Genomic DNA, 19,466 nt, shown 5'->3' on the forward strand with positions numbered 1-19,466 from the left:
ATTGAAGATAGGACAATATGCTCGGCGAATTTTTTGATCAAAATTCGCCACTTCGACTTTGCAGCAGCTGGCATGAGGCGGTCGAAAATGTTCAATCCTAGATGGCCCACGCTGTCGGAGGTTGTCCCACGTGGGCACAATTTATTCCCGTTAAGTCTTTGATTCCAAAAGAGCCAAAAGATTCAGTCGGCCAATAAATTGCTCAATTTTGGCCGGCTAAACATGCCGATTCTGGGTTCTGCACGGACAGCGACTCTCGGCTCCTCACCGAGCAAATTCCAAGTTTTCCCCACTCGCGTGGGGCCTCCCACAAAATCTTTTGGTATTTCGCTAGCATTCAATAGTTGCATTTGCTTGTTCGTGGGTGACCATCGAGAGGGGACAAGTGGATGGTAGTTTTGATTGTGGAACGGAGGATTTATGCTTAACAGAATGAACGGCAGGTTTGAGCTACCCGTAGACCTGGATCTCCCTCCCGAGATCAGAGGTGAGGTATACGCACTCTGTGCAGAGATCTTTGCCACGAAGAGACGACTGGCAAGGGAGGTGGTTGAGCTGGGCCTTTCCCTTAGAAAGCTAAAAGCTGTAATGGGTGATAAGTTTGAGGACATCGCCCTTGACACTCTAGGCTTCGCCCGTACTTCGCTTTATAGATACCTAAAGGTGGCATCCGTCTACCTGGTCGCGAGCAACGGCATGGAGGATCCCAGCGTTCTCCGCGACGCTACGACCGTCACGGCCTTCCAGTTGCTCGACGGAGCGAGTGAGGAGATTCTCTGCGAGGTTAGAGAACGGGCCTCACGCGGAGAGCCAATCAATGAAGCCTTGGTGAAGGACCTGATGAGTACCCAGGCGCGCCTTGAGCAGAGCCTGGCTGCGGCCCAGGAACAAATCAAGGTTCAAAAGCACGAGCATGCCGAGGTCGAGCGCGAGTTGAGCGCGAAGATTGATCATCTGGAGAACGAAAAGACTGCGAGCAGATTGGCAGAAAGCCAAACTGCAAACATCGCTGCTGAAGCCCAACGCCGCGCCGATAGCCTTACGGAGGACATACTGGCACTGGAGGAATCAATTCGGACCCTTCAAGTTGAAGCGGATCGTGTAAAGGCCGAGCAGACAGCAGAACGTCAACCGGGTCGCCCGCTGACTGAGCAAGAGATCGTCGCTATCCGTAGTGCGGAGCTTGATCGAATCAAGCACGAGTTGGCCAAAGCGACTCAAAAACTTGCTGACACTGAAGCGACGCGAAGGCAAGTCGAGGACGAGATGGCCCAAGCAAAAAGCGCGAACGACGAAGTTCGCAACCTGCAGTCCGACTTCCAGACGTTTTGTGGCTCCCTATCCAAGACGCTCGTTTTTAAGACTACCTTGCTGAGCGCTGAGTCGAAGCAGGTGCTCGCCGCGATGACCGAGAACCTGACCGGCATGCTACACACCATCGATCAATATTGCGGCAGGGGGAAAAATGGATCGCATCCCTGAAGGATTTGCTGACGACGTGGCGGCGCAATTGGTTCGCGGGGAGATCCAGAGATCGAACAGAGCAGTAGTTAGGGCGCTCATTACCGCCGCTTATGCTGGGGAGGGACCCGCCCCGGACTTCATCGGAGTAACAAGGAGCACGCTCCAACTGTTCGCGGAGGCATCTCCGCGCCAACTCGATGCTGTTTATCAAGTCGGACTCCCCCTATGGGACTTCACGCTCAGCGGTCGTCAATTGAATAGCGTTCTCACTGGGAGCGTCGTTGTTCGGACTTTCGCGGGTGATCCGGCCGCTCAAGCAGTACCCCAACTCGTCCTCAGCGAGGTACAAAAGGCAAACAAGGCGATTATTAAGGCACTGGTCACCGCATCACGGCATTGCGACGGTCTAACGCCGGAGTTGATAGGGGTACCGCCGGATACGCTCGACCTGTTGGCAAGAGTGAAGCAGAGTCAATTGGACCCCATCGATAGAATTCCAGCCCCGCTGTGGGTCTTTCGATTCGCCACACCGGCCGCTTTGGCCAGATCACTGCTTGACGGGGAGATCGGAGCGATGGCCATGACGCACCGCTTCCTAGCGGGCTTTAACGTTGGGATCCCGCAATGAAAGAGACACCCGTAAGCCGCGTCAAAATGCGCCAGGCACGAATGCTATGCTTGATGGGGGCTCGGGCCGTCACCATCACGTCGGCCACCGGTATCAGGCTCTCCGACGCGCGTGACATATACAAGGAGATCAACGGCACCGCGTCCCCCTCAGGGCAGACACCGCACTCCCTGGACTGGTACACCGAGCGTCCAGCACGGCAACTTCAAGCCAGCATTCTCCTGAGGCTCTACGCTCGCGCCACCCAGCGCGGGTACTCGGCCCAACAGGCATTCATCGCGACGTACGAGGTGTATTCGAACATCTATGGGGGAGCTAGTGGCCGGCTGCATACGCAGCGCCTGGTGGATCCCGAGCGTGCCCTCTATCTTGTCAAGCGCTCCGGTGACTTTGGCACCCTTAGTGCGGCAGGTGTTGGAGAGCCGGTTGCCATGCAGGCTTGCCGCTCCTGCGGTCTAGAGGTTCTCGGCGCAGTACGTGAACCATCCTTCATTTGCCCGCATTGCAAGTCCGAGAGTTAGGCCGCCGTTCCTCACCGGTAGCGCCACGCCCCGTTGGGTGCGTGGCGCTGGACAACGAGGACGTTAACGAACGTTTGTTCGGGACGATAGAATGGCGGCATCTTCCCTGCATGCATTTAGATCGCGGTCGTTATCGAAACGCTCAATCCGCACGCCGGCGGCCTGAAGGACACTCTCCAACTGAAGATCGCGCGCGGACATACCTCCGGCCGTCCATGCGCGTCGCGACACCACGGCCCGCTGCCGAAGGCGATCCCGCCTCTGCTTATCTGAGGCCTGCACGAGAACGATCCGCCAGCTAGAATCGAGCAACACCAAATGCGATGGGCTCGACGGTAAGCCGTCCAGGACCACACGAGGCCTTGCCATTGCCAGCTCGACCACCGCCGCGGCAACATCGTCTGGCAACGGTCTCCCCGGATCCGCCTCTCGCAGCCTGGCCATCAGCCGCACCGAGATATCGCTAGGTTGCATTCCCATTCTCGCAAGCCTTCGCAGCGCTCCGATACTGATATGCCAGTAACCTTGCTCGGCCAGTAGCTGCCCAACGGTGCTTTTGCCGGCACCGTGCAATCCAATCAGGCACAGGCGGCTCATCGGCTACGCCGCACGGCCGAAGGCTTCAGCGTGCACGCCCCCCCGGAACTTTGAGAGTGTAGCAATCATGGTCTCGATGTCCTTTACTAGGCCCTGCTCCAGCAATCGTTCAAACACTGATGGATCGGTTCGCCGTAAGGCGTTGAGCGTCGCCCGCGCGTCCCGTAGGTTGTCCGTCGCGTCGCCGATGTACTCGAGTGATCTGATTGGGTCCACAACCTTCTCCTATCAGGTTGACGTTGCCATTTGAGTTTCCCGTATCGCTTGTTGACCACTATCTTCGCCGTTGTACGACTAGAAACCCGTGCAGTGGCGACTCCCGCCCGGTCATAATTTTTAAAGATTGGAGCGAACGAGCGCCCACACTTCCCGCCAGTCCACCGCGTCGCTGACCACCCACAGGACCATGAACACCCCCACAAGGCGCGCACAGGTCCAGCGGCGGCGCATCGACGGCAGCAGCTTGCGGTCAAGCATTCTCTAACTCACGCGGGACAGGTTACCTTGCAGGACGCCGACAGACTCCATGTCGGAATACCGAACCTCTTGGGCGACCAACGTTCCGCCATTGCGCAGCGATGCCGTCCCGACCTCTTCCGCATCGATATGGCCCCAGTTCACCAGTAGCTCCGTCGCGGTCACCGTCGTCGTCCGGACAGTGCCGAGGTTGAACAGTCGCTTCACCGTGATCACTGCGCCTATCTCCGCGCCTTCGGCGAGGATCAACGTGCCATCCGGAATGTCAATCCTTCCTTCCGGGACGCTACCGGCTAGATATAGGCCACCCTCACGCACATCGACGTCACCTCTGATCACGCAAGTGCCCTTGAGGACGTGGCGAATATCTTCGGCCTGATGGTCGATCACCAGCGTCTTGCCATCGATGCGATAGCCCGGTGTCGCTGCGTCGGTGGCGCCAGGGCACTCAGCACTGGTCGCAGGCTGCGCAGGAACAATGGCGGCGATGTTCGGTAAGGGACTGACGTTGTTCATTTCGCGGAAGATGAAGGTTGGGATTGAAGCCGGGCGGCTTCCGCCGTGGCGTTGGCCCCCTTCTCTGGGTGACCTTGCGGCGTTTCCTTTGTCGAGGCAGGATTCGCGGGCTTCGTCGCCGGCGCAGCCGCGCCCTTCAATGTCACCTTTACGCCGGCGGCCTCATCTCCAGCCTGCATGCTCCTGGCAGGCCGCCCCTGATTCCCGGCATTCGGCGGAGGCGCGGGTAGCGGTAGCGGTAGCGGTAGCGGAATCAATGCCCCATCGCCGCTTGCTGCTGGCATCGCGGGCGGCAATGCGACAGCACGGGCGGGCGGCGTGGATGCATCCTTTGCTGCGGGCAATTGCGCCGGCTCATAGGCGGGCGTGGGACTCAGTGGGGCAGCAGGCGCTGGTGTGGCGACCGCTGTACCAGGCTCGGCGGGAGCGGGACGCACGTTCGACAGAGGTTGGCCCCCTGCAGCGCCTTCATCTTTTCGAACATCGGATGCAACCACTTTCCCGGCGGCGCCATCTGACGCCCCTGCGGGAATCCCCGGGGCCGCCGCAGTCGGTCGTGGGGTCGCTACCACCTGCTGACGGCTCTGTTGCTGGCTATGCTCGAGATACTGCTGTCCGCCGATTCCAACAAGCACCGGTATTGCAAGATAGGCGTACACGCCGTTCTGCGCTCGGAAACGCGACCACCACTTCAGGACACGCACCAACCGCTGTCGCATGGGCGCGGTTGGGTTGCGCGTCACCTCACGCTTGTCGCGCGTCTGCGGAACTTCTTCGCGTTCAGATTGCCCTACTTCGGTAGGGTGAGAAGCCGGCACCCTCGCTACAGTTTGCGAGCCGATGAGGGCGGCGATGCTGGGGCTGAGGTCGATTTGCATGGTGGTATTGAACGCGAAAACGTTGCCACCGTGGGACTCAAGTTCTCCCCAAAAATATGCGTGTTTCGATGTCGACGCCAGCTCAATGCACTGCTTCACTGATTAGAAGAGGGCTCGCAAAGAGGCGGGCCCATGACCTTGCCACCGAACGTTGAATCGCTAGTGCGCCCAGCGTATCCCACCATCCGTTCGCTACCAGAATAACCGGGGTGCCGTAGTGAAGGTGATAGAGCGGAAGCGATGTGCTGCCCTCAAAGCAAACAAGCAGACTCGCGAACTGGCCCGCGACGTCGATCACGCTGCCTGCTCTCGCGTAATCAGCTGGGTATTCCTCGACCAGCGGAATGGGTGCAATTGCCGACGTGAAAGTGCCCTCAGGCAAATGCCAAACGCCCTTGCGCAGAGTACCGCCATGCATCCGGATGCCGCCAACCAGGAGGTGCTGGCCGGGCTGCAATGCCGTCCTCAGATTGCGCATGGCTGCGAGCGGCAAGGCGCCGAGCCAGTTCTCCGGTGCGATCACGACTGGAGCCTTCGCGCTTCGCACGGTGTCTGCGAGTCGGATCATCGCAACCGCCGCCTCCTCGAAGGTGCGGGGCACCGGCGGGGCGGAGCGGAATTGCAGCGCAAGCCATCCGACCACAGCCTTCGGCGGATCCGATATCGCCCGCAGGTTAAGGGCAACGGCAAGCAGCCCGCTTGCCAACAGGCACGTGGCCAACATACCCCTTCCCGCGCCGCCGACGTGTCGCCAACCTACGATGGCCAGCGCGACGGTCACATACAGGGCGACTCCGATGTATCCGCTAGCAGGGAATAGCCACCCTGCCGCAGCAAGCGGCGGCAATGGCAGCCAATAGGCGAGTGGCGGCAATGACGGCATGAGCAATTGCATCGCGCAGCGAAGCCACCAAGGTCCAGGCACAAGCGCCGGCGATGCCATTATCATTGCATAGCCGAACTGGACAAACACCGCGAGCCACCACGGTGCGCCCGACAGGTAGGCCGATGCAGCAACACACCACGCGACCCCTAGATACACCGGAAATGCGCGGGCATATCGGGCCTTCGGGGATTGCCTGTCCGTCATCCATGGCAAGAGGGCATATGCCATACCGCTCACCGGTGGCAATGAGATAGCCACCCCGAAAAGTAGACAGCGGATACTGGCGTTGGCGTGCTGACGTGCACGTTCGATGTTTGGACTCATACCGGCATCTGACCACGTAGCCCATCGGAGATCAGCGCCGAATAGGTTGTGAAGTGCGGGCGGAATTGGGATTCTCCATCTCGTGCAAACGGGGTTACCCGGCGAATTTTGAGCAAATTATTGGCCGTTTTGTCGCGGTGGCACTTTATCAATCAATGACTTACGCTAGATTTTCTTGCCCACGTGGGCAATTTCCTCGATGTGGAGCACGCCGGGCTGCCGTCAGCGTACAGCGCTCGATTGGCAAATCAAGCACGTTTTAGCAATGTACTTGGCAGCGCCTGGCCGCGCATCTCACGCACGATTGAGTGGCATCCACCTACACAAGGAAGAATCACGATGACCCTCACTGCCATTCACACAATCCAGGACGGGCTTGCGAGTGGCCCGGGCACGGAGCCGGACGAACTGCTGGAGGCCGCCGAAGAGTCGCGCGTCGCGCTGGCGGCCGAGGCCGCGGAGGCCGCCGGCGGCAACGCGGTCTCCGCATCGGCTGACAGCGCTACCGACCAGGCGCGCGCGGACGATCTGATTCGTCGCGCCAGCGCACAACGCGAGCGCGGCAAGCAGGAACTCAAGCGGAAGATTGCGGGTATTCCATCTGTCCAACAGCACGTGGTCCTCAACGATCAAGTGGTGGCCTCGTCATTCACCCGCTTCTTCTACATCATCGACAAGGGCGCCGAGCTCATGCGCCGCCGTGGAGACGCGATCATCGGCGAAGACCGCGCTGCCAAGCTGCGTGAGCAGCTCCAGGCTCTCATTGCAGACGTCGAGGTGGAGGTGCGCAAGAACCTGGAGGCCACGCAAGCGCTTGTCGCCGCCGACGCCTATGAAGATGGCGCAATCGACGTAACCTACACTGCGCCGACGTATGAGGACACCATCCAGATCCGCTCCCGTGAAGGTCTCGCACTGCAGCGCGTATTCACGATGTACGACCAGTTGCTGGCGTTGATGGTCAACCTCGAATGGAACGGCAAGATCGACCCCAACGAGGTCGACCAGATGCGCTATCAGGCCAAGCAGAAGATTCGCCCGATCTTCCGCTTTGCCGCCCGGGCCAATATCGGCATGAACACCTCACGGGCCAGGAATGCCAGCGGCCAGGTTCCGCGCGGCCGCCGCCGGGCCACGGACGCCAATGCAAAGGGCGACGACGCCATCGTGGAGGCCGTGAGCGGTCTTCAGTCGAGCCTGGCGGAAAGCGCGGGCGCCGGCGATACCGACGCAACGCTACTCGCCGAGATCTGATGGCGTGCGACGAACGCCTGCTCGCGGGCCTCAACCCCGAGCAGCTCGAGGCGGCGCGCTGCCGCACCCACTGTCTTGCCGTGGCCTGCCCCGGCTCCGGCAAGACCAAGACCCTGGCCGCGAAAGCGGCCTTTTTGCTGTCGGACGGCGCCTCGACCGTCACGGCCGTCACCTTCACGCGCGACGCCGCGCTGGAATTGCGCGAGCGCATCGTCGCCATCGCCGGCGACGCGGCCAAGCCGCGCCTGCTCGTCGGCACCTTCCACTCGATCGATCTGCTGATGAGCTTCCCCAAGGGGCGCAGCGGCTTCGGCAGCGCCATCCTGGCGGACATGCGCTCGCCCTATGGCGACCGCGCCTGGGACATCGTGCGGGAAGGCGAGCGGCGCTTCTATCTGCGGCGGGCCATCGCCCAAGCCGGCCTCGAGATCGAACTGGACGAGGCCACGCGCCTGATTGAGGACGCCAAGGCGGCCGGCAAGGGCCACGGCCTCGCGGACGCGCACCTTGAACTGCTGGAAACCTATCAGCGCATCCTTGAGCGAAACGGTCAGGTGGACTTCCAGGACGTTCTCCTGAAGACCAACGAAGCCCTCTTCTCTGGCGCCATGACACCGCTGCCGGTCGACTACCTGCTGATCGACGAGTTCCAGGATACCGACCTGGTGCAGTATCGCTGGGGCGCGCATCACGGCGCCGCCGGCAGCCAGATCACCGCCGTGGGGGATGACGATCAGTCGATCTATGCGTTCCGCCGGGCGCTCGGCTATGAGTGCATGCAGATGTTCACCAAGGAATTCCAGGCGAGCACCATCCTGCTGGGCATCAACTATCGGTGCCGCGACCAGATCCTGGCGTCCGCGGGCAGGATGGTGCAGGCCAACCTCGGGCGGATCCCCAAGCTTCTGCAGGCGGCCAAGGGCTCGGGCGGGCGCGTCGAGTGGGAGCGCTTCAGCGACTTCGACTTCGAGGCTGAAGCCTGCGTCGACGCCATCGCCGCCGCGGGGACGGATGGCGCATCGTTTGCGGTGCTCACGCGCGCCAACCGCCGCCTTGACCTGATCGAGGCCATGCTGGTATCCCGGCAGATACCCTATCGGCGGGCGGACGGCGAGTCCGTCCTGGACAAGCCAGAGGTGGCGCTGTTCGGCGCCGTCATCGACACCGTGGCCACGCAGAGTGCCCGGGCCGTCGACCAGGTGCTCGGCTGGGCCGGCTTGTCCGAGGACAACCTTGCGCAGATCCACCAGCTCTTCGGCAATGCCATCCGGATCGGCGCGAAGCAGGATTTCGAGACCACTACCCTCTCCCCGGACGGCATTGCCACCTGGAAGGACTTTGCCAAGCGCCATCAGGCCTGGTCCTCCCTGAACAAGGAGGGCCTGTACCACCTGATGCTGCTCGGGATTCAGGAGTGGCTCTTGCTGCATGCGAAGGACGACCGGACCAAGCGCATGCTGGAGGTCGCCGCGGCCATCTACCACCCCGCCGGCAAGGGCCCGAAGGAGCGGCTCGACGAGCTGCGCCTGGCTCGCCAGAAGAAAAAGAAGGATGAATCCGGGCACCGCGCGGTGCAGGTATCGCTGATGACCGCCCACAGCGCCAAGGGGCTCGAGTTCGATCGGGTCTGGATTCTCGGCGCCGAGGAGGAGGCGTGGCCCTCGAAACACGGGTCGCTGGAAGAGGAACGGCGCCTGATGTACGTCGCCATGACGCGGGCGCGCGAGCAGCTCTGGATCAGCGCGGCCGGCAAGCGCCGCACCAGCCTGTTCGTCGCTGAGACCGGGATTGAGCGGGCGCCGGAAGGCAAGTACAAGACGTCGAGCCGGCCAAGCGCTCCCGCCGGGGAAGTGCCCAGCTCCTAGCCGACGCGGTGTTCGTCCGCCAATTCCTGCGCCGTCTTGCGCGGGATCCGCAGCGCACTGGTCTTGACCGCGCCATACGCCATCAGCACCGGCGGCAAGACGGCCAGTTGCTGGTCCCGATCAATGCGGCCCTCAAATCTGGCCACATACAGGCAGCCATAGGCCTCGTCGAAGCGGCGCAGCAGCCGATACAGACGTGCCCCTTCCCCCGAGACCATCCGCAACGCCACCTCGGCGTAGATCACCGTGGTGGTCGTCGGGTGGATGGCGCGGCAGCGAGCGTCCAGCAGATCGATCTCCGTCTCCAATTGATCCAGGTCCCGGCGGAGGGCCTCCAGGTAGCCACGCAGTTGCGCGAAGGCTCGCATCTTCGTGGCCAACAGGTGAAAATCCCGTCTGACCAGGCGGCACACCAGCGCCGTCCGCAGCTGGAAGGTCGCGCGTGATTCAACGGGGGTTCGCACCTCTTCGATCCGATGCGAATTTTTGATGACGAGCGAGGGATTCTGGTCCATGGCAGCATTATTAGGGCTTCGCTCGTACCCAGTCAGGGCGAAACCGGCTTGAAATTGCACGCGACTCGCCGCTTTCCTTTGCCGGCGCTACGCCTTATGATGAATCCACTCTTCAGCCGTGCAAGCGGCAATGTGTCTCCAGCAAAACAGCACAAGATTCGGCGCGGACTTGCTGGGTGACTCACAAAATTTGGGCGTTTTGTCGTGCCGGCACCCTCGCCTCTCCGGGTTGGGTTCGCCTGCCCACACGCCGCGCCCTCCCCTTCGATTGTCGCCTCAGGCCATTCCGGCCCGCCTTGGCGTCCCTTCACTTCCCTGCAAATCAACATGGAAATCCTCGCCGTGCTGATCCTGGCCGTGCTGATCCTCGCTTGCGCGACACGCAACCGGTCCGATCACAACCCGCAAATCGATCCATTCTTCTTCTCACACGACAAGGACAGCATGGATGACGAATAACAGCTGCCGACGCAGCGGAATGGCCTAGCCATTCCAGTGCACAGGCACACGGACTTCCCAAGCCTCTCCGAGGCACACATGAAGATCCACCGGATTTTGCTGGTGGATAAACCGTTACGGCGATGCCGTCATGGAGAGAAAATCATGGAGAAGTCCATCCTGTCGGACCGACTCAACAATGGCACCGCGCGACTGAATATCTCGGGCCGCATCCGCAGTGGCACCAAGCTGCTCACCGCGGCCGCCGCCAAGAACCCCAAGGCCGTCTCCCTCTTCGCCCCGGCGCTCGCCGGCCAACAGAAGTTCAAGGATGCCGAAGCGGCCATCGCCGCGCAGTGCAACATCGCCTATCCCACCCGTCCCGTGAACACGCCCCACTTCAACGTCTCCGGGGCAGACTTCGAGATGCCGGAATTTGCCCGGTACATCCTCGACACCTACGGCGAGCAGCGCGAGGACGACGTAACCCGTCTCTACCGCTTCCCGATCGTCTTCCACACCGATCAACTGCTCGACTTCTTCCCGCATGCCTTCAAATCTTACAGCGGCGCGGTCAACTACGAGTCCCGCTATGGCAAGGACGGCAAGCGCTACTGCATGTACCGCGAGCCGGTCACCCCCGAGCAGGTCCAGCAGCAACGCGCGCAGCGGATGAAGTTTCATCCCCGGCGCGAATTGGTGCCGCGCGGCGAGTGCATGCCGGATAGCTGCCCCGAGTATCTGCAAGGGCAGTGCAAGTTCCGCGGGGAACTGCAGTTCTATATCCCCGGCATTCCGACCGTTGGGCCCGTATCGATCGCAACCACCAGCCAGTACGCCGCCGAAGGCATCTTCACCGACCTGATGCGCATCAAGGCCGCGCTGGGCACCATCCCGCGCTTCAATCCGTTCCAGCCGGGCAAGCCGATCTACTGGCTCACCAAGGTGCAGGAGACGCGGACGTACTACGACGACCAGGGTGCCAAACGCCTGGGTATGCAGTGGGTGCCCAAGCTCACCGCGGATCTGGACATGGCGAAGGCACTGAGCCTGAACACCGCTCCGGCGCTGTCGCTCGGCTTGGCTCCCGCCGCCCCCCAGAGCTGGCTGGCCGAGACCACGCCCGGTCGCCAGGCTACCGAGATGCCGACAGACGGCAACACGCCGTCCGCCACGCTGGCGGCCGATCCTCCGGGCGACTACGACGCCGAGCTGCAAGCCCGGGTCCTGCGTGCCGTCAACGACAGCAACGGCGACCCCGAACTGATCAGCCAGTGGGCCACGCGGCGGTATGGGCAGGATTGGTCCCGCACCAATGCCTCGCTCGACGCCGTCCATACCGTCTTCCGCAACCTGGGCAACGACGGTGAGTACGTCAACGCCCGCCTGCGTTTCGAGATCGCGGCATTGGTGAGCGGCGTCGACGAGACCCTGCGCAAGCAGTACTTCAAGGCGAAGCTGGGCAACGGCTGGACGCACAAGATCGACCAGTTGGCGACCGCCACCGGCGAACTCGAGGCGCTGGCCGAGCGTGGCGCGAACTATGCCAGCAGCTTGATGCTGAGCTTCCTGGACGACCTGCAACTCCCCGCCTAGCGGTCCGCGGTGGCACACACCGCCAACCCCGTGCCGGCAATCGGCACGGGGCGCTCAACCTATTCCATCGAGAGGTAATCATGACCGCAATCTTCACGGTGCTGCATGTGCGCCAGCATGACCGCAATCGGGTCCGCCTGTGCACGACGCTGATCGCCGCCGAGACCGACACAGAGGCCGAGACCATCTGGCGGCTCTGGGCTGCGAGACTGCTCGAGGCCAAGCTGCTGCGACACGCCTTTATTAATGCCAACGCAGGCGATCGCGTCAAGCTGTGCAGTGCGTGCGACATCGAGATCCTCGACGTCGATGCCTTCGAGCACTGGCGCCAGATCGCAATCAGTCCATTCCACGAGGACGGCCAGCATTGCCCGGCTGTCTGGAGGGAGATCCACAACGAGATTAAGTTGGAATACGAAGCCCAGCACCGTCAGGAGGACGAGGCCAAGAATGGCCCCTTCGACGATACCTTCAACCAGAATCTGGCGAGGGGCGAGGAAGTCCGCCCCTTTAACTGGACCGCGCAGGATAAGTCCGACGCAATGGATGGGAAATGTCCATTCTGCGGCCTGACCGACACTTGCGACGATTGCGAGTCAGCGGGATCGGCGAGCACACCCTGTGCCGCGATCCTCTAAACAATCGCGCGTGCCTTCGTTGGCTTACCGCGCCCTCCCCCGACGTTCGGGGGCTTTCTCTTACGCGTTTTCCTAGCGCGCAACGGAAAGCTGTTCCCTCACTTTCCATTCGCCGCGTACGCGGCAGGTAAGGAGGAACCTCCATGAAAATCGCTCACATGAGTGATCTGCATTACTCCGCAAAAAATCTCGCAGAGTCCAACCGCTGCTTTGGCGCTGCGGTCGACCATGCGATCGAGACCGGCGTGCAGGCGGCAGTCATCACCGGCGACGCCACCGACCATGCGCTTGACGCCCACGAACCGGCCTTCCGGGAACTGGCCAAGCAGATCCAGCGGCTGGCCAATCACTGCCCGGTCCTCATGCTGCAAGGCACCTTCTCGCACGAGCCTCCGGGCTTGCTGCGCGTCCTGGAACTGGTCGGCGCACGGCATCCCATTGCCATCGCGGACCGGATCGGCCAAATCGCCCTGGTGCAAGGCCAGTGGCACAGCAACGGGTTGACTTGGGACGCGCCCGCCGATCTGGTGGTCACGTGCTTGCCGACCGTCAACAAGGCAGACCTGATCGCCACGGTTGGCGCGGAACACGCCGCTGCCGAGGTTGGCCAGGCGCTCCATCAGCTGCTGACCCTGTTCGGGTCCGTCAATGCCCGGCTCTTCGCGCAAGGCGTGCCGACGCTGCTGATCGGCCACGGCACGGTGGACGGTTGTCTGACCGAGCACGGCGTGCCGATGGCAGGCCAGGACCACGAGTTCAATCTGGGCTCACTGTTCCAGGCGAACACCGATGCGGTCGCACTTGGCCACATCCATAAGCAGCAAGAGTGGCGGCGCGAGTTCGCCGGCAGACGGCAGCTGATTGCCTACGCCGGCTCCATCGGACGCTTTCACTACGGCGAGGATGGCGACAAGTCCGCCCTGATCTGGGACATCCGACCCGGCCAGGCCGTGTATGCGGTCTTCGTGACGCCCGCACGGGTCACGCTGGAACTGCAATTCGATGGTCCGCCCGACCTGGAGGCGATCCGCGAATTCGGCCAGCGCTGTGCCGGCGCCTTCGTGCGCGTGCGCTACCTGGTCGACGAGGAATACCTGCAGTCGGTGGACCGCGCGGCGATCAAGGCAGCGCTGCAAGGCGCGGCCGAGGTGAAGCTCGAGGGCAAGACCCTGGTGGTCGAGCGCCAGCGCGCGGCGGGGATCTCTACTGCCGCAAGCCTGGACGACAAGGTCAAGATGTGGTGCGAGCAAACGCAGTCACCCTTCGAGCCCTTGTGCGACCGGCTTCAGGCCCTGTCAGCCGAAGCGCCTGAGGCTATCGCCAGCAGCATCATCCAGCGTCTCAAGACGCGGGAAGCCGCGCACGACACCGCCGACGCGCTTGGCCAGGTGCCGGTACCCGCCACCCACAACCCGACCGCTCCGGTACCGCCGACGATCGATGCCGAAGTCCCTTCCTGGGTCACGGACGACCTGTTTGCCTAACGGCACCCACGGCAAGATCTGGCTTCCACAGCCGGTTCTGCCCAACAACCCCATCAAACATGCCACAACACAAGGACCAACGCAGGATCCGTCCCAACCATGAGCCGGGCGCCCTGCCGGTCAATCGCCTCGTCGAGGTGACTGCCGAATGGCCGCCAGAAGGCACAAAGCTCGAGGCCTAATGGGACGACACCTACTGGAACAGCTGGGTGACACCGCTGTTCCCGCTCGCGTCCGTGCATCGGATCGTCGATCTGATGCCGGGCGTCGAATACCACGAAGCCGAGGATGCCGTTCTGATCCACAGCGGAAACGATATTGAGCAGTTCCACCCACTCTCCATCGAAGTGAACGGCCAGCCGATGACCGTGTATGTCGTCGGGGCCGGCTTCTGCTGGGAGCTGGCGACGTGAGCACCCAGCCAATTCGAAAGAGACTCGAAATGACACAACAGGAACTCATTGCCGAGAACGAGCGGTTGCGCAAGTTGCAAGAGCAGCAGGTGACCGCGTTGAAAGCAGTTTGGAAGTGCTACACAGCGACCCAGATTGGCCATGCGCGTGTCGGGAGTGCCGTCTGGTTGGTCGCAGAGGCACTGGATGAAGCCGGCGTCCGCCGTCAGCCTGAAGGCGACGCGGCAGAGGCCAGCCGCCGGCACCACTGAGCCACCGCGGTCAGCCCATCTAACCACACTTGCGGGTCCGCATCCGCAAGGGGCGGGCTCCGCGCCACACCGAGGAGATTCCGCCATGGATCTGAATGGCATTACCGCCGAAATGATGGAGTCCGCAGCCCAATACCCGGACCTCGACAGCGCGCTGCAACCGCTCCAAGCCGCAGCGGGCATCACCAGCGGCGACACCGCCGGTCTGTTCTTCAGTTTTATGGATAGCGAGAACAGCCAGTGGTTCGAAGCCTCGCCGGCCCAACGCCATGTCTGGCTCCGGCAATGGCTCGCGCTGGAACAACGTCACACATCCCCGCAACGGTAGTCACACCCCCAACCCACATCGCCTGCCCCACGGCGGCGCCTCAACCGCTCGCTGCTGTCACCTCTGGCGGCGCTTTCTATTTGTCCACGGAGAACAATCCATGCATCGCACAAGCCGCCTGTTCGCAGGCTTCACCGCAACCCTGCTTCGCATGCTCTTTATCTTCTTTCTGCATGTCGGCATTTTCTTCATCTTCCTCGCGGCGCTCCTGCGCAGGCGCGCTGCCTTTCGTCAACGGGCCGCCACAACCGTGGCCAGCTGGCCTGTTCTGGGCTCGGCAGTCAACACGGCAGATCGCGCTGCGCAAACGGCAGCGCGACTTCATGCCGAGACAGCGAACGAATGGGCTGCGCGCGTTGCGCGCCTGGTCGACGAAGGCGATCTGGAAGCCGCGGCCACCGCGGCTTACGTGGTCGGCCGCTACGGCGCCGAACTGTCACCGGCCGTCGCCGCGCACGCGTCTCTGAAAGCGGCATTCGAGCGAGGTACCGCCGACGCCAGACAGGAAGCGGCGGAACGCGGGGCAACCCGCGTTCTGGTGCCAATGACCCGGTAAGCGGCAGCCCTTTTCCAACCATCCCTAGCGGGCCCGTACCCGCAAGGGGCGGACTCCGAACTTAGAAATGGAGTCCAGATGAAGAAGGATCTCAAACAACTCGCAGCGGAAACGCGACAGGGATTGACGGCGCCGACCAACAAGCAGAAGGAGTCCATCGCCCGCTACGCACATTCGCTTTCTGCTGTCTGTGTCGTTGCGGCCGTGAGCTTCGCCTTTGGGGCCGGGCACGCACGCGGCTATGTTGTGCTCAAAACGACGGCACTCGCCCTATGGGGCGTGCTACTATTTCTCGGTGGTTTGCTCATCAGCAAGGGAGAATGAGATGGCAGGGGTTATCCTTCTAAGTGTTATCTGCGGGTCGCTCTGCGCATACTGCCTGTACATCGCAAGTCTGCCCCCCGACGAAGCAAAGAGGTCGGCGGACGAGCCGGTCTAATCACTCCGCAATCCAGAACAGCCACCAATAGGTGGCTGTTCTTCTTTCGGCGCGACCCGAAACATGCTGCAATTTGCCTCGGTTTCGCGCGCCCATTTCATTTCGGTTTGCGCTTACACTATGGTCACGCCGGGCCCACCGGCACTGTAGAGATGTTGCGGATTGATCCATGCGCCCTCCCGGGCCTATCGATCAGTCTCCGTGGTTTCCAATTCGCCGCGCCAGCGGCAGGAGTTGAACATGAAACCACGCATGTTAAGCCTCGCAAATTTCATTGGTATCCAGTCCGGCTTAGGCAAGCCCGAGATCACCCTCGATCTGCGTCACCTGGATGCATCCACCACCCTCGTTGCCATCGCTGGCCCCAATGGCGCCGGCAAGACGACCATCATGGACAACCTTCACCCGTTCCGGGTGATGCCCTACCACGCCACCACCCCCACGCCCAACGGCTTCTCGTACTGGGATCACGTTGCCGGCGCACAGGCGGCCAAGATGCTGGAATGGGAACACGATGGCCAGGTGTACCGCACCGACCTGGTATTTCGCCAATCTGGCAAGACGAAGAAGCAGGACGCCTACCTGACCGTCCGCCAGGGCGAGCAGTGGGTCCCGGTCAACCTGCTCAACGGCACGGTATCGGACGGCAAGACGGATACCTACGATGCCTGCGTCGAGCATCTGCTCGGCAAGCCCGAAGTGTTCTTCACCGCCCACTTCTCCGCGCAATCCCGCACGTCCCTGTCGGCGATGAGCGCCGGCGACGTCAAGTCACTCCTCTCGTCGATCCTCGGTCACGACCAAATTCGCGAAGAGGGTGCCAAGGCAAGCGCCGTCGGCAAGCTGCTGAACCAGGAGCTCGAGCGCACCCAGGAGGATCTGCGACTCGCGATGGCGGCGGCGTCTCGCGCCAGCGTGCTGGACAGCCAGATCGTCCAAGCCGACACGCAGCTGACTGCGTCAACCGCCAACGTCGATGCGGCGCAGGCGGAAGTCACGAAGGCCAGCGCTGCCCTCGCGGCCACGCAGGCGCAACTTGACGCGCAGGCATCCGTGCGCCAGCAACGCGCGCAGCTCGAGCAACAGCAGCAGGCAGCCGGCCGGGAGGCCGCACAGCAGCAAGCCGGCATCGACGCCGAGGCGACCGCGCTCAAGCGCGAGCTCCACGAGGCCTTGACGCAGGGCCAAAGCCAACTCGCCGGCCTTGCCACCGAGGCCAAGCGGCTGCGCAATGACCAGAACACGCGGCAAGCCGTCCTGGCGCAGGAGCCTGCCATTCAGCAGGCGGAAGTCGCTACCGCGCAAGCCAAGACGCAGCTTCAAGCGCTTGGCCAGCAACGTGATGCGCTCAACGCGCCCATTGCCACCCTGGCGCAGCGCCGCAAGGAACTGACCGAGGTGTCGGCGGCGCACCAGAAGACAATCGCCGACGGTTCGGCCAAGAACCAGGCCGTACAGTCGATGACGGTCAATGCCAAGCTGGCCGATGACGTGCCGTGCGCCGGGATGGCCCTGCAACCCAAGTGCCCGCTGCTGGCCAACGCGATGGCGGCCAAGACTGCCCTGCCGGGCGAGATCGCCCAGTTGAAGGACATGCGGAAGACGTTCGAGGCCAGCAAGGCGCGCAGCGCCGCCCTCGCCACCGCCATCGCAGAGCTGGAAAGCAAGGATGCGCAAGCCCGCCAACTGGATCAGCAAATCCGCGCGCTGAACGATCAACTCTTGCAGTTGAGTCGCATCGCCAATCAGCGCGAAGCGCTGGCCGCCGCCAAGCAGGCCCTGCCGATCGCCACACAACGCCTGCAGGAGATTGGCGCGACCGAGGTGGAGTTGAACCAGCGACTGGCCGACTTGACCAAACGCATCGCGGCGGTCGATCAGGACGCAGCGGCGAAGCGCAAGGCCACCGAGGCGGCCCACGCCGAGAAGCTCGCGAGCCTGGTGCAGTTGCTGTCCACCCTGCCACGCGTGATAGGCAGCGACGCCATACAACAGGCACAGCACGCTGTCACCACGGCCGAGCAGATCCTGGCCAAAGCCAAGCGCACGCATGCGCAGGCGCAGAGCCAGCTCCATGGCTTGCAGCTGCAGTCCGCGGAAGCCACGGCCGTCGCGTCACGCACGGCCTCGCTTCAGTCACTGTGCACGGCGCTGTCGGACGAAGCGGCCTATTGGGCGCTACTGGCGAAATGCCTGTCGAATGACGGCCTGATCGCCCTATCGATCGACGACGCTGGCCCCGCCATCTCGATGCTCTGCAACCGCCTGCTGGAGGACTGCTACGGCGGTCGCTTTGCGGTGCAGATAGTGACGCAGCGCACGACGCAGACCGGCACGGTTAGGGAGACGTTCGAGATCCATGTCACCGACGTCGAGCGCGGCGAGATCAAGCCGCTCGGCAGAATGAGCGGCGGCGAGAAGGTCTGGGTCAACGAGTGCCTGGTACGCGCGCTGGCCCTGCACATGGCGTGCAGCACCGGCATGCATTTCCCGACGCTGTTCTCCGACGAGGTGGACGGCCCGCTCGATCCGGAACGCAAACGGCAATTCATCGCCATGAAACGTGCAGTGCTGGCCGCCGGCGGATACGAACGCGAGTTCTTCATCACGCAGACGCCCGAACTGTCGGCCATGGCGGACGCCATCATCCACATCCAGTCGCTCTAGCAGCTACATTTATCAGGAGGGGCCACAGGCCCCTCCTGTCTTCCACCCGCGGACCGCCTTGGCGGCCGCCCTCTTCTGCCACGTATCCAAGCAGGCTTTCCCGGCGCCGCCCCAACGCGCCGCAGGGAAAGGCTGTGCCTCCGACTTTTTAGCGCCCAGTCATGGGCAAGAACGGAGAGCAACATGACAGAGCAATTGCTCGACCTGTTCGGCGAACAGGTCGCAGAGAGACCCGCGAGGGTCCCCAAAGTCGAAGGCACGCAGGCTGACCTGATCTCGGTCGACAGTATGTCGTCCAACGATCTCGCGAAGTTCTGCACCGGCATCGCCACCGCCCTCTGGGGCGGCGTCCGCGACGCCATCGTGGCCTACAGCGCCACCAAAGACATCCGGGCCTCGAAGAAGGATTCCGACTTCTTCGGCATGCCAAACCTCTGGGAAGAAAAGATCCACCTGTTCGATGCCCTTTGCTGGGCCTTCGACTTGTTCGATCACCGCGCCATTACCCCGTTCGACGCCGTGTGCGATGAACTGGACCTCGATGTTCGGCGTATCCGTCGAAGCATGGCCAGGAACCTGCACAGCGAGTTGCGCGAGCTGTTTCGCGTGATCCGGATGGCGCTAGGTGAACCCAAGGCCGCGGATGTGGCCCTCAAGCTCGATGAATACGTCAACCTCGGAAACTGGAGAAACCAATAATGAAAGCAGATCGAATTGGCATGCCCGCGCGG

At 62.4% G+C, this 19,466-nt stretch carries 21 protein-coding genes; 16 read left to right on the forward strand and 5 right to left on the reverse strand.

Annotation, left to right across the window (positions count from 1 at the left end; all coding sequences use genetic code 11):
• Positions 1-546: 546 nt before the first annotated feature.
• From ACGLHR_RS25615 to ACGLHR_RS25625, 3 genes are read left to right on the forward strand one after another with little or no spacing between them, the layout of a single operon-like run.
• Positions 547-1,482, forward strand: a complete 936-nt coding sequence (locus tag ACGLHR_RS25615) for a hypothetical protein (protein ID WP_400096878.1) — start codon at positions 547-549, stop codon at positions 1,480-1,482.
• On the forward strand, positions 1,466-2,092 hold the full coding sequence (locus ACGLHR_RS25620) for a hypothetical protein (RefSeq protein ID WP_400096879.1): 627 nt from the start codon (positions 1,466-1,468) through the stop codon (positions 2,090-2,092). The genes ACGLHR_RS25615 and ACGLHR_RS25620 overlap by 17 nt, the downstream gene beginning before the upstream one ends.
• Positions 2,089-2,613 (forward strand): FlhC family transcriptional regulator, encoded by a 525-nt coding sequence (locus tag ACGLHR_RS25625; RefSeq protein ID WP_400096880.1) that lies wholly within the window; start codon positions 2,089-2,091, stop codon positions 2,611-2,613. Before ACGLHR_RS25620 ends, ACGLHR_RS25625 begins: the two co-directional genes overlap by 4 nt.
• 63 nt (positions 2,614-2,676) lie before the next feature.
• Here ACGLHR_RS25625 and ACGLHR_RS25630 read toward each other — a convergent pair whose 3' ends face one another.
• The 4 genes from ACGLHR_RS25630 to ACGLHR_RS25645 all read right to left on the reverse strand — a co-directional run bounded on the left by ACGLHR_RS25630 (position 2,677) and on the right by ACGLHR_RS25645 (position 6,195).
• On the reverse strand, positions 2,677-3,210 hold the full coding sequence (locus tag ACGLHR_RS25630; protein ID WP_400096881.1) for an AAA family ATPase: 534 nt from the start codon (positions 3,208-3,210) through the stop codon (positions 2,677-2,679).
• Positions 3,211-3,546: 336 nt separating this feature from the next.
• The gene (locus ACGLHR_RS25635; RefSeq protein WP_400096882.1) at positions 3,547-3,687 is read right to left on the reverse strand and encodes a hypothetical protein; all 141 of its coding nucleotides are present in this window, start codon (positions 3,685-3,687) and stop codon (positions 3,547-3,549) included.
• Between the two features lie 3 nt (positions 3,688-3,690).
• Positions 3,691-4,203, reverse strand: a complete 513-nt coding sequence (locus ACGLHR_RS25640) for a hypothetical protein (RefSeq protein WP_400096883.1) — start codon at positions 4,201-4,203, stop codon at positions 3,691-3,693.
• A gap of 960 nt (positions 4,204-5,163) precedes the next feature.
• Positions 5,164-6,195, reverse strand: a complete 1,032-nt coding sequence (locus ACGLHR_RS25645; protein ID WP_400096884.1) for a hypothetical protein — start codon at positions 6,193-6,195, stop codon at positions 5,164-5,166.
• Between the two features lie 435 nt (positions 6,196-6,630).
• Between ACGLHR_RS25645 and ACGLHR_RS25650 the strand changes: the two genes are divergently transcribed.
• Positions 6,631-7,545: a hypothetical protein gene (locus ACGLHR_RS25650; RefSeq protein ID WP_400096885.1), complete on the forward strand. Its 915-nt coding sequence runs from the start codon at positions 6,631-6,633 to the stop codon at positions 7,543-7,545.
• The gene (locus tag ACGLHR_RS25655; RefSeq protein WP_400096886.1) at positions 7,545-9,410 is read left to right on the forward strand and encodes an ATP-dependent helicase; all 1,866 of its coding nucleotides are present in this window, start codon (positions 7,545-7,547) and stop codon (positions 9,408-9,410) included. Before ACGLHR_RS25650 ends, ACGLHR_RS25655 begins: the two co-directional genes overlap by 1 nt.
• Here ACGLHR_RS25655 and ACGLHR_RS25660 read toward each other — a convergent pair.
• Complete coding sequence (locus ACGLHR_RS25660; RefSeq protein WP_400096887.1) at positions 9,407-9,925, reverse strand: hypothetical protein; 519 nt, start codon at positions 9,923-9,925, stop codon at positions 9,407-9,409. The genes ACGLHR_RS25655 and ACGLHR_RS25660 overlap by 4 nt on opposite strands.
• 327 nt (positions 9,926-10,252) lie before the next feature.
• Here ACGLHR_RS25660 and ACGLHR_RS25665 point away from each other — a divergent pair, with 327 nt between their 5' ends.
• From ACGLHR_RS25665 to ACGLHR_RS25715, 11 genes are all read left to right on the forward strand, one after another.
• Positions 10,253-10,384: a hypothetical protein gene (locus ACGLHR_RS25665; RefSeq protein ID WP_400096888.1), complete on the forward strand. Its 132-nt coding sequence runs from the start codon at positions 10,253-10,255 to the stop codon at positions 10,382-10,384.
• Positions 10,385-10,528: 144 nt separating this feature from the next.
• A complete protein-coding gene (locus tag ACGLHR_RS25670) occupies positions 10,529-11,959 on the forward strand; it encodes a hypothetical protein (protein WP_400096889.1) in 1,431 nt (476 codons plus the stop codon).
• Positions 11,960-12,039: 80 nt separating this feature from the next.
• Positions 12,040-12,597, forward strand: a complete 558-nt coding sequence (locus ACGLHR_RS25675) for a hypothetical protein (RefSeq protein ID WP_400096890.1) — start codon at positions 12,040-12,042, stop codon at positions 12,595-12,597.
• 143 nt (positions 12,598-12,740) lie between these two features.
• Positions 12,741-14,081 carry an exonuclease SbcCD subunit D gene (locus tag ACGLHR_RS25680; protein WP_400096891.1) on the forward strand — a complete coding sequence of 447 codons (1,341 nt, stop codon included), beginning with the start codon at positions 12,741-12,743 and terminating at the stop codon, positions 14,079-14,081.
• Between the two features lie 209 nt (positions 14,082-14,290).
• Positions 14,291-14,494, forward strand: coding sequence for a hypothetical protein (locus tag ACGLHR_RS25685; protein ID WP_400096892.1), 204 nt, complete (start codon positions 14,291-14,293; stop codon positions 14,492-14,494).
• Between the two features lie 29 nt (positions 14,495-14,523).
• Positions 14,524-14,745, forward strand: a complete 222-nt coding sequence (locus ACGLHR_RS25690; RefSeq protein ID WP_400096893.1) for a hypothetical protein — start codon at positions 14,524-14,526, stop codon at positions 14,743-14,745.
• An 85-nt stretch (positions 14,746-14,830) separates the two neighbouring features.
• A complete protein-coding gene (locus ACGLHR_RS25695; RefSeq protein ID WP_400096894.1) occupies positions 14,831-15,073 on the forward strand; it encodes a hypothetical protein in 243 nt (80 codons plus the stop codon).
• Positions 15,074-15,173: 100 nt separating this feature from the next.
• On the forward strand, positions 15,174-15,629 hold the full coding sequence (locus ACGLHR_RS25700; RefSeq protein WP_400096895.1) for a hypothetical protein: 456 nt from the start codon (positions 15,174-15,176) through the stop codon (positions 15,627-15,629).
• A 78-nt stretch (positions 15,630-15,707) separates the two neighbouring features.
• Positions 15,708-15,953 (forward strand): hypothetical protein, encoded by a 246-nt coding sequence (locus ACGLHR_RS25705; RefSeq protein WP_400096896.1) that lies wholly within the window; start codon positions 15,708-15,710, stop codon positions 15,951-15,953.
• A gap of 355 nt (positions 15,954-16,308) precedes the next feature.
• A complete protein-coding gene (locus ACGLHR_RS25710; protein WP_400096897.1) occupies positions 16,309-18,735 on the forward strand; it encodes a hypothetical protein in 2,427 nt (808 codons plus the stop codon).
• 183 nt (positions 18,736-18,918) lie between these two features.
• Complete coding sequence (locus tag ACGLHR_RS25715) at positions 18,919-19,434, forward strand: hypothetical protein (protein ID WP_400096898.1); 516 nt, start codon at positions 18,919-18,921, stop codon at positions 19,432-19,434.
• The last annotated feature ends 32 nt before the right edge of the window (positions 19,435-19,466 follow it).

It is taken from the genome of Cupriavidus sp. CuC1, assembly GCF_044627735.1.
GTDB classification, from domain to species: Bacteria; Pseudomonadota; Gammaproteobacteria; order Burkholderiales; family Burkholderiaceae; genus Cupriavidus; species Cupriavidus ulmosensis.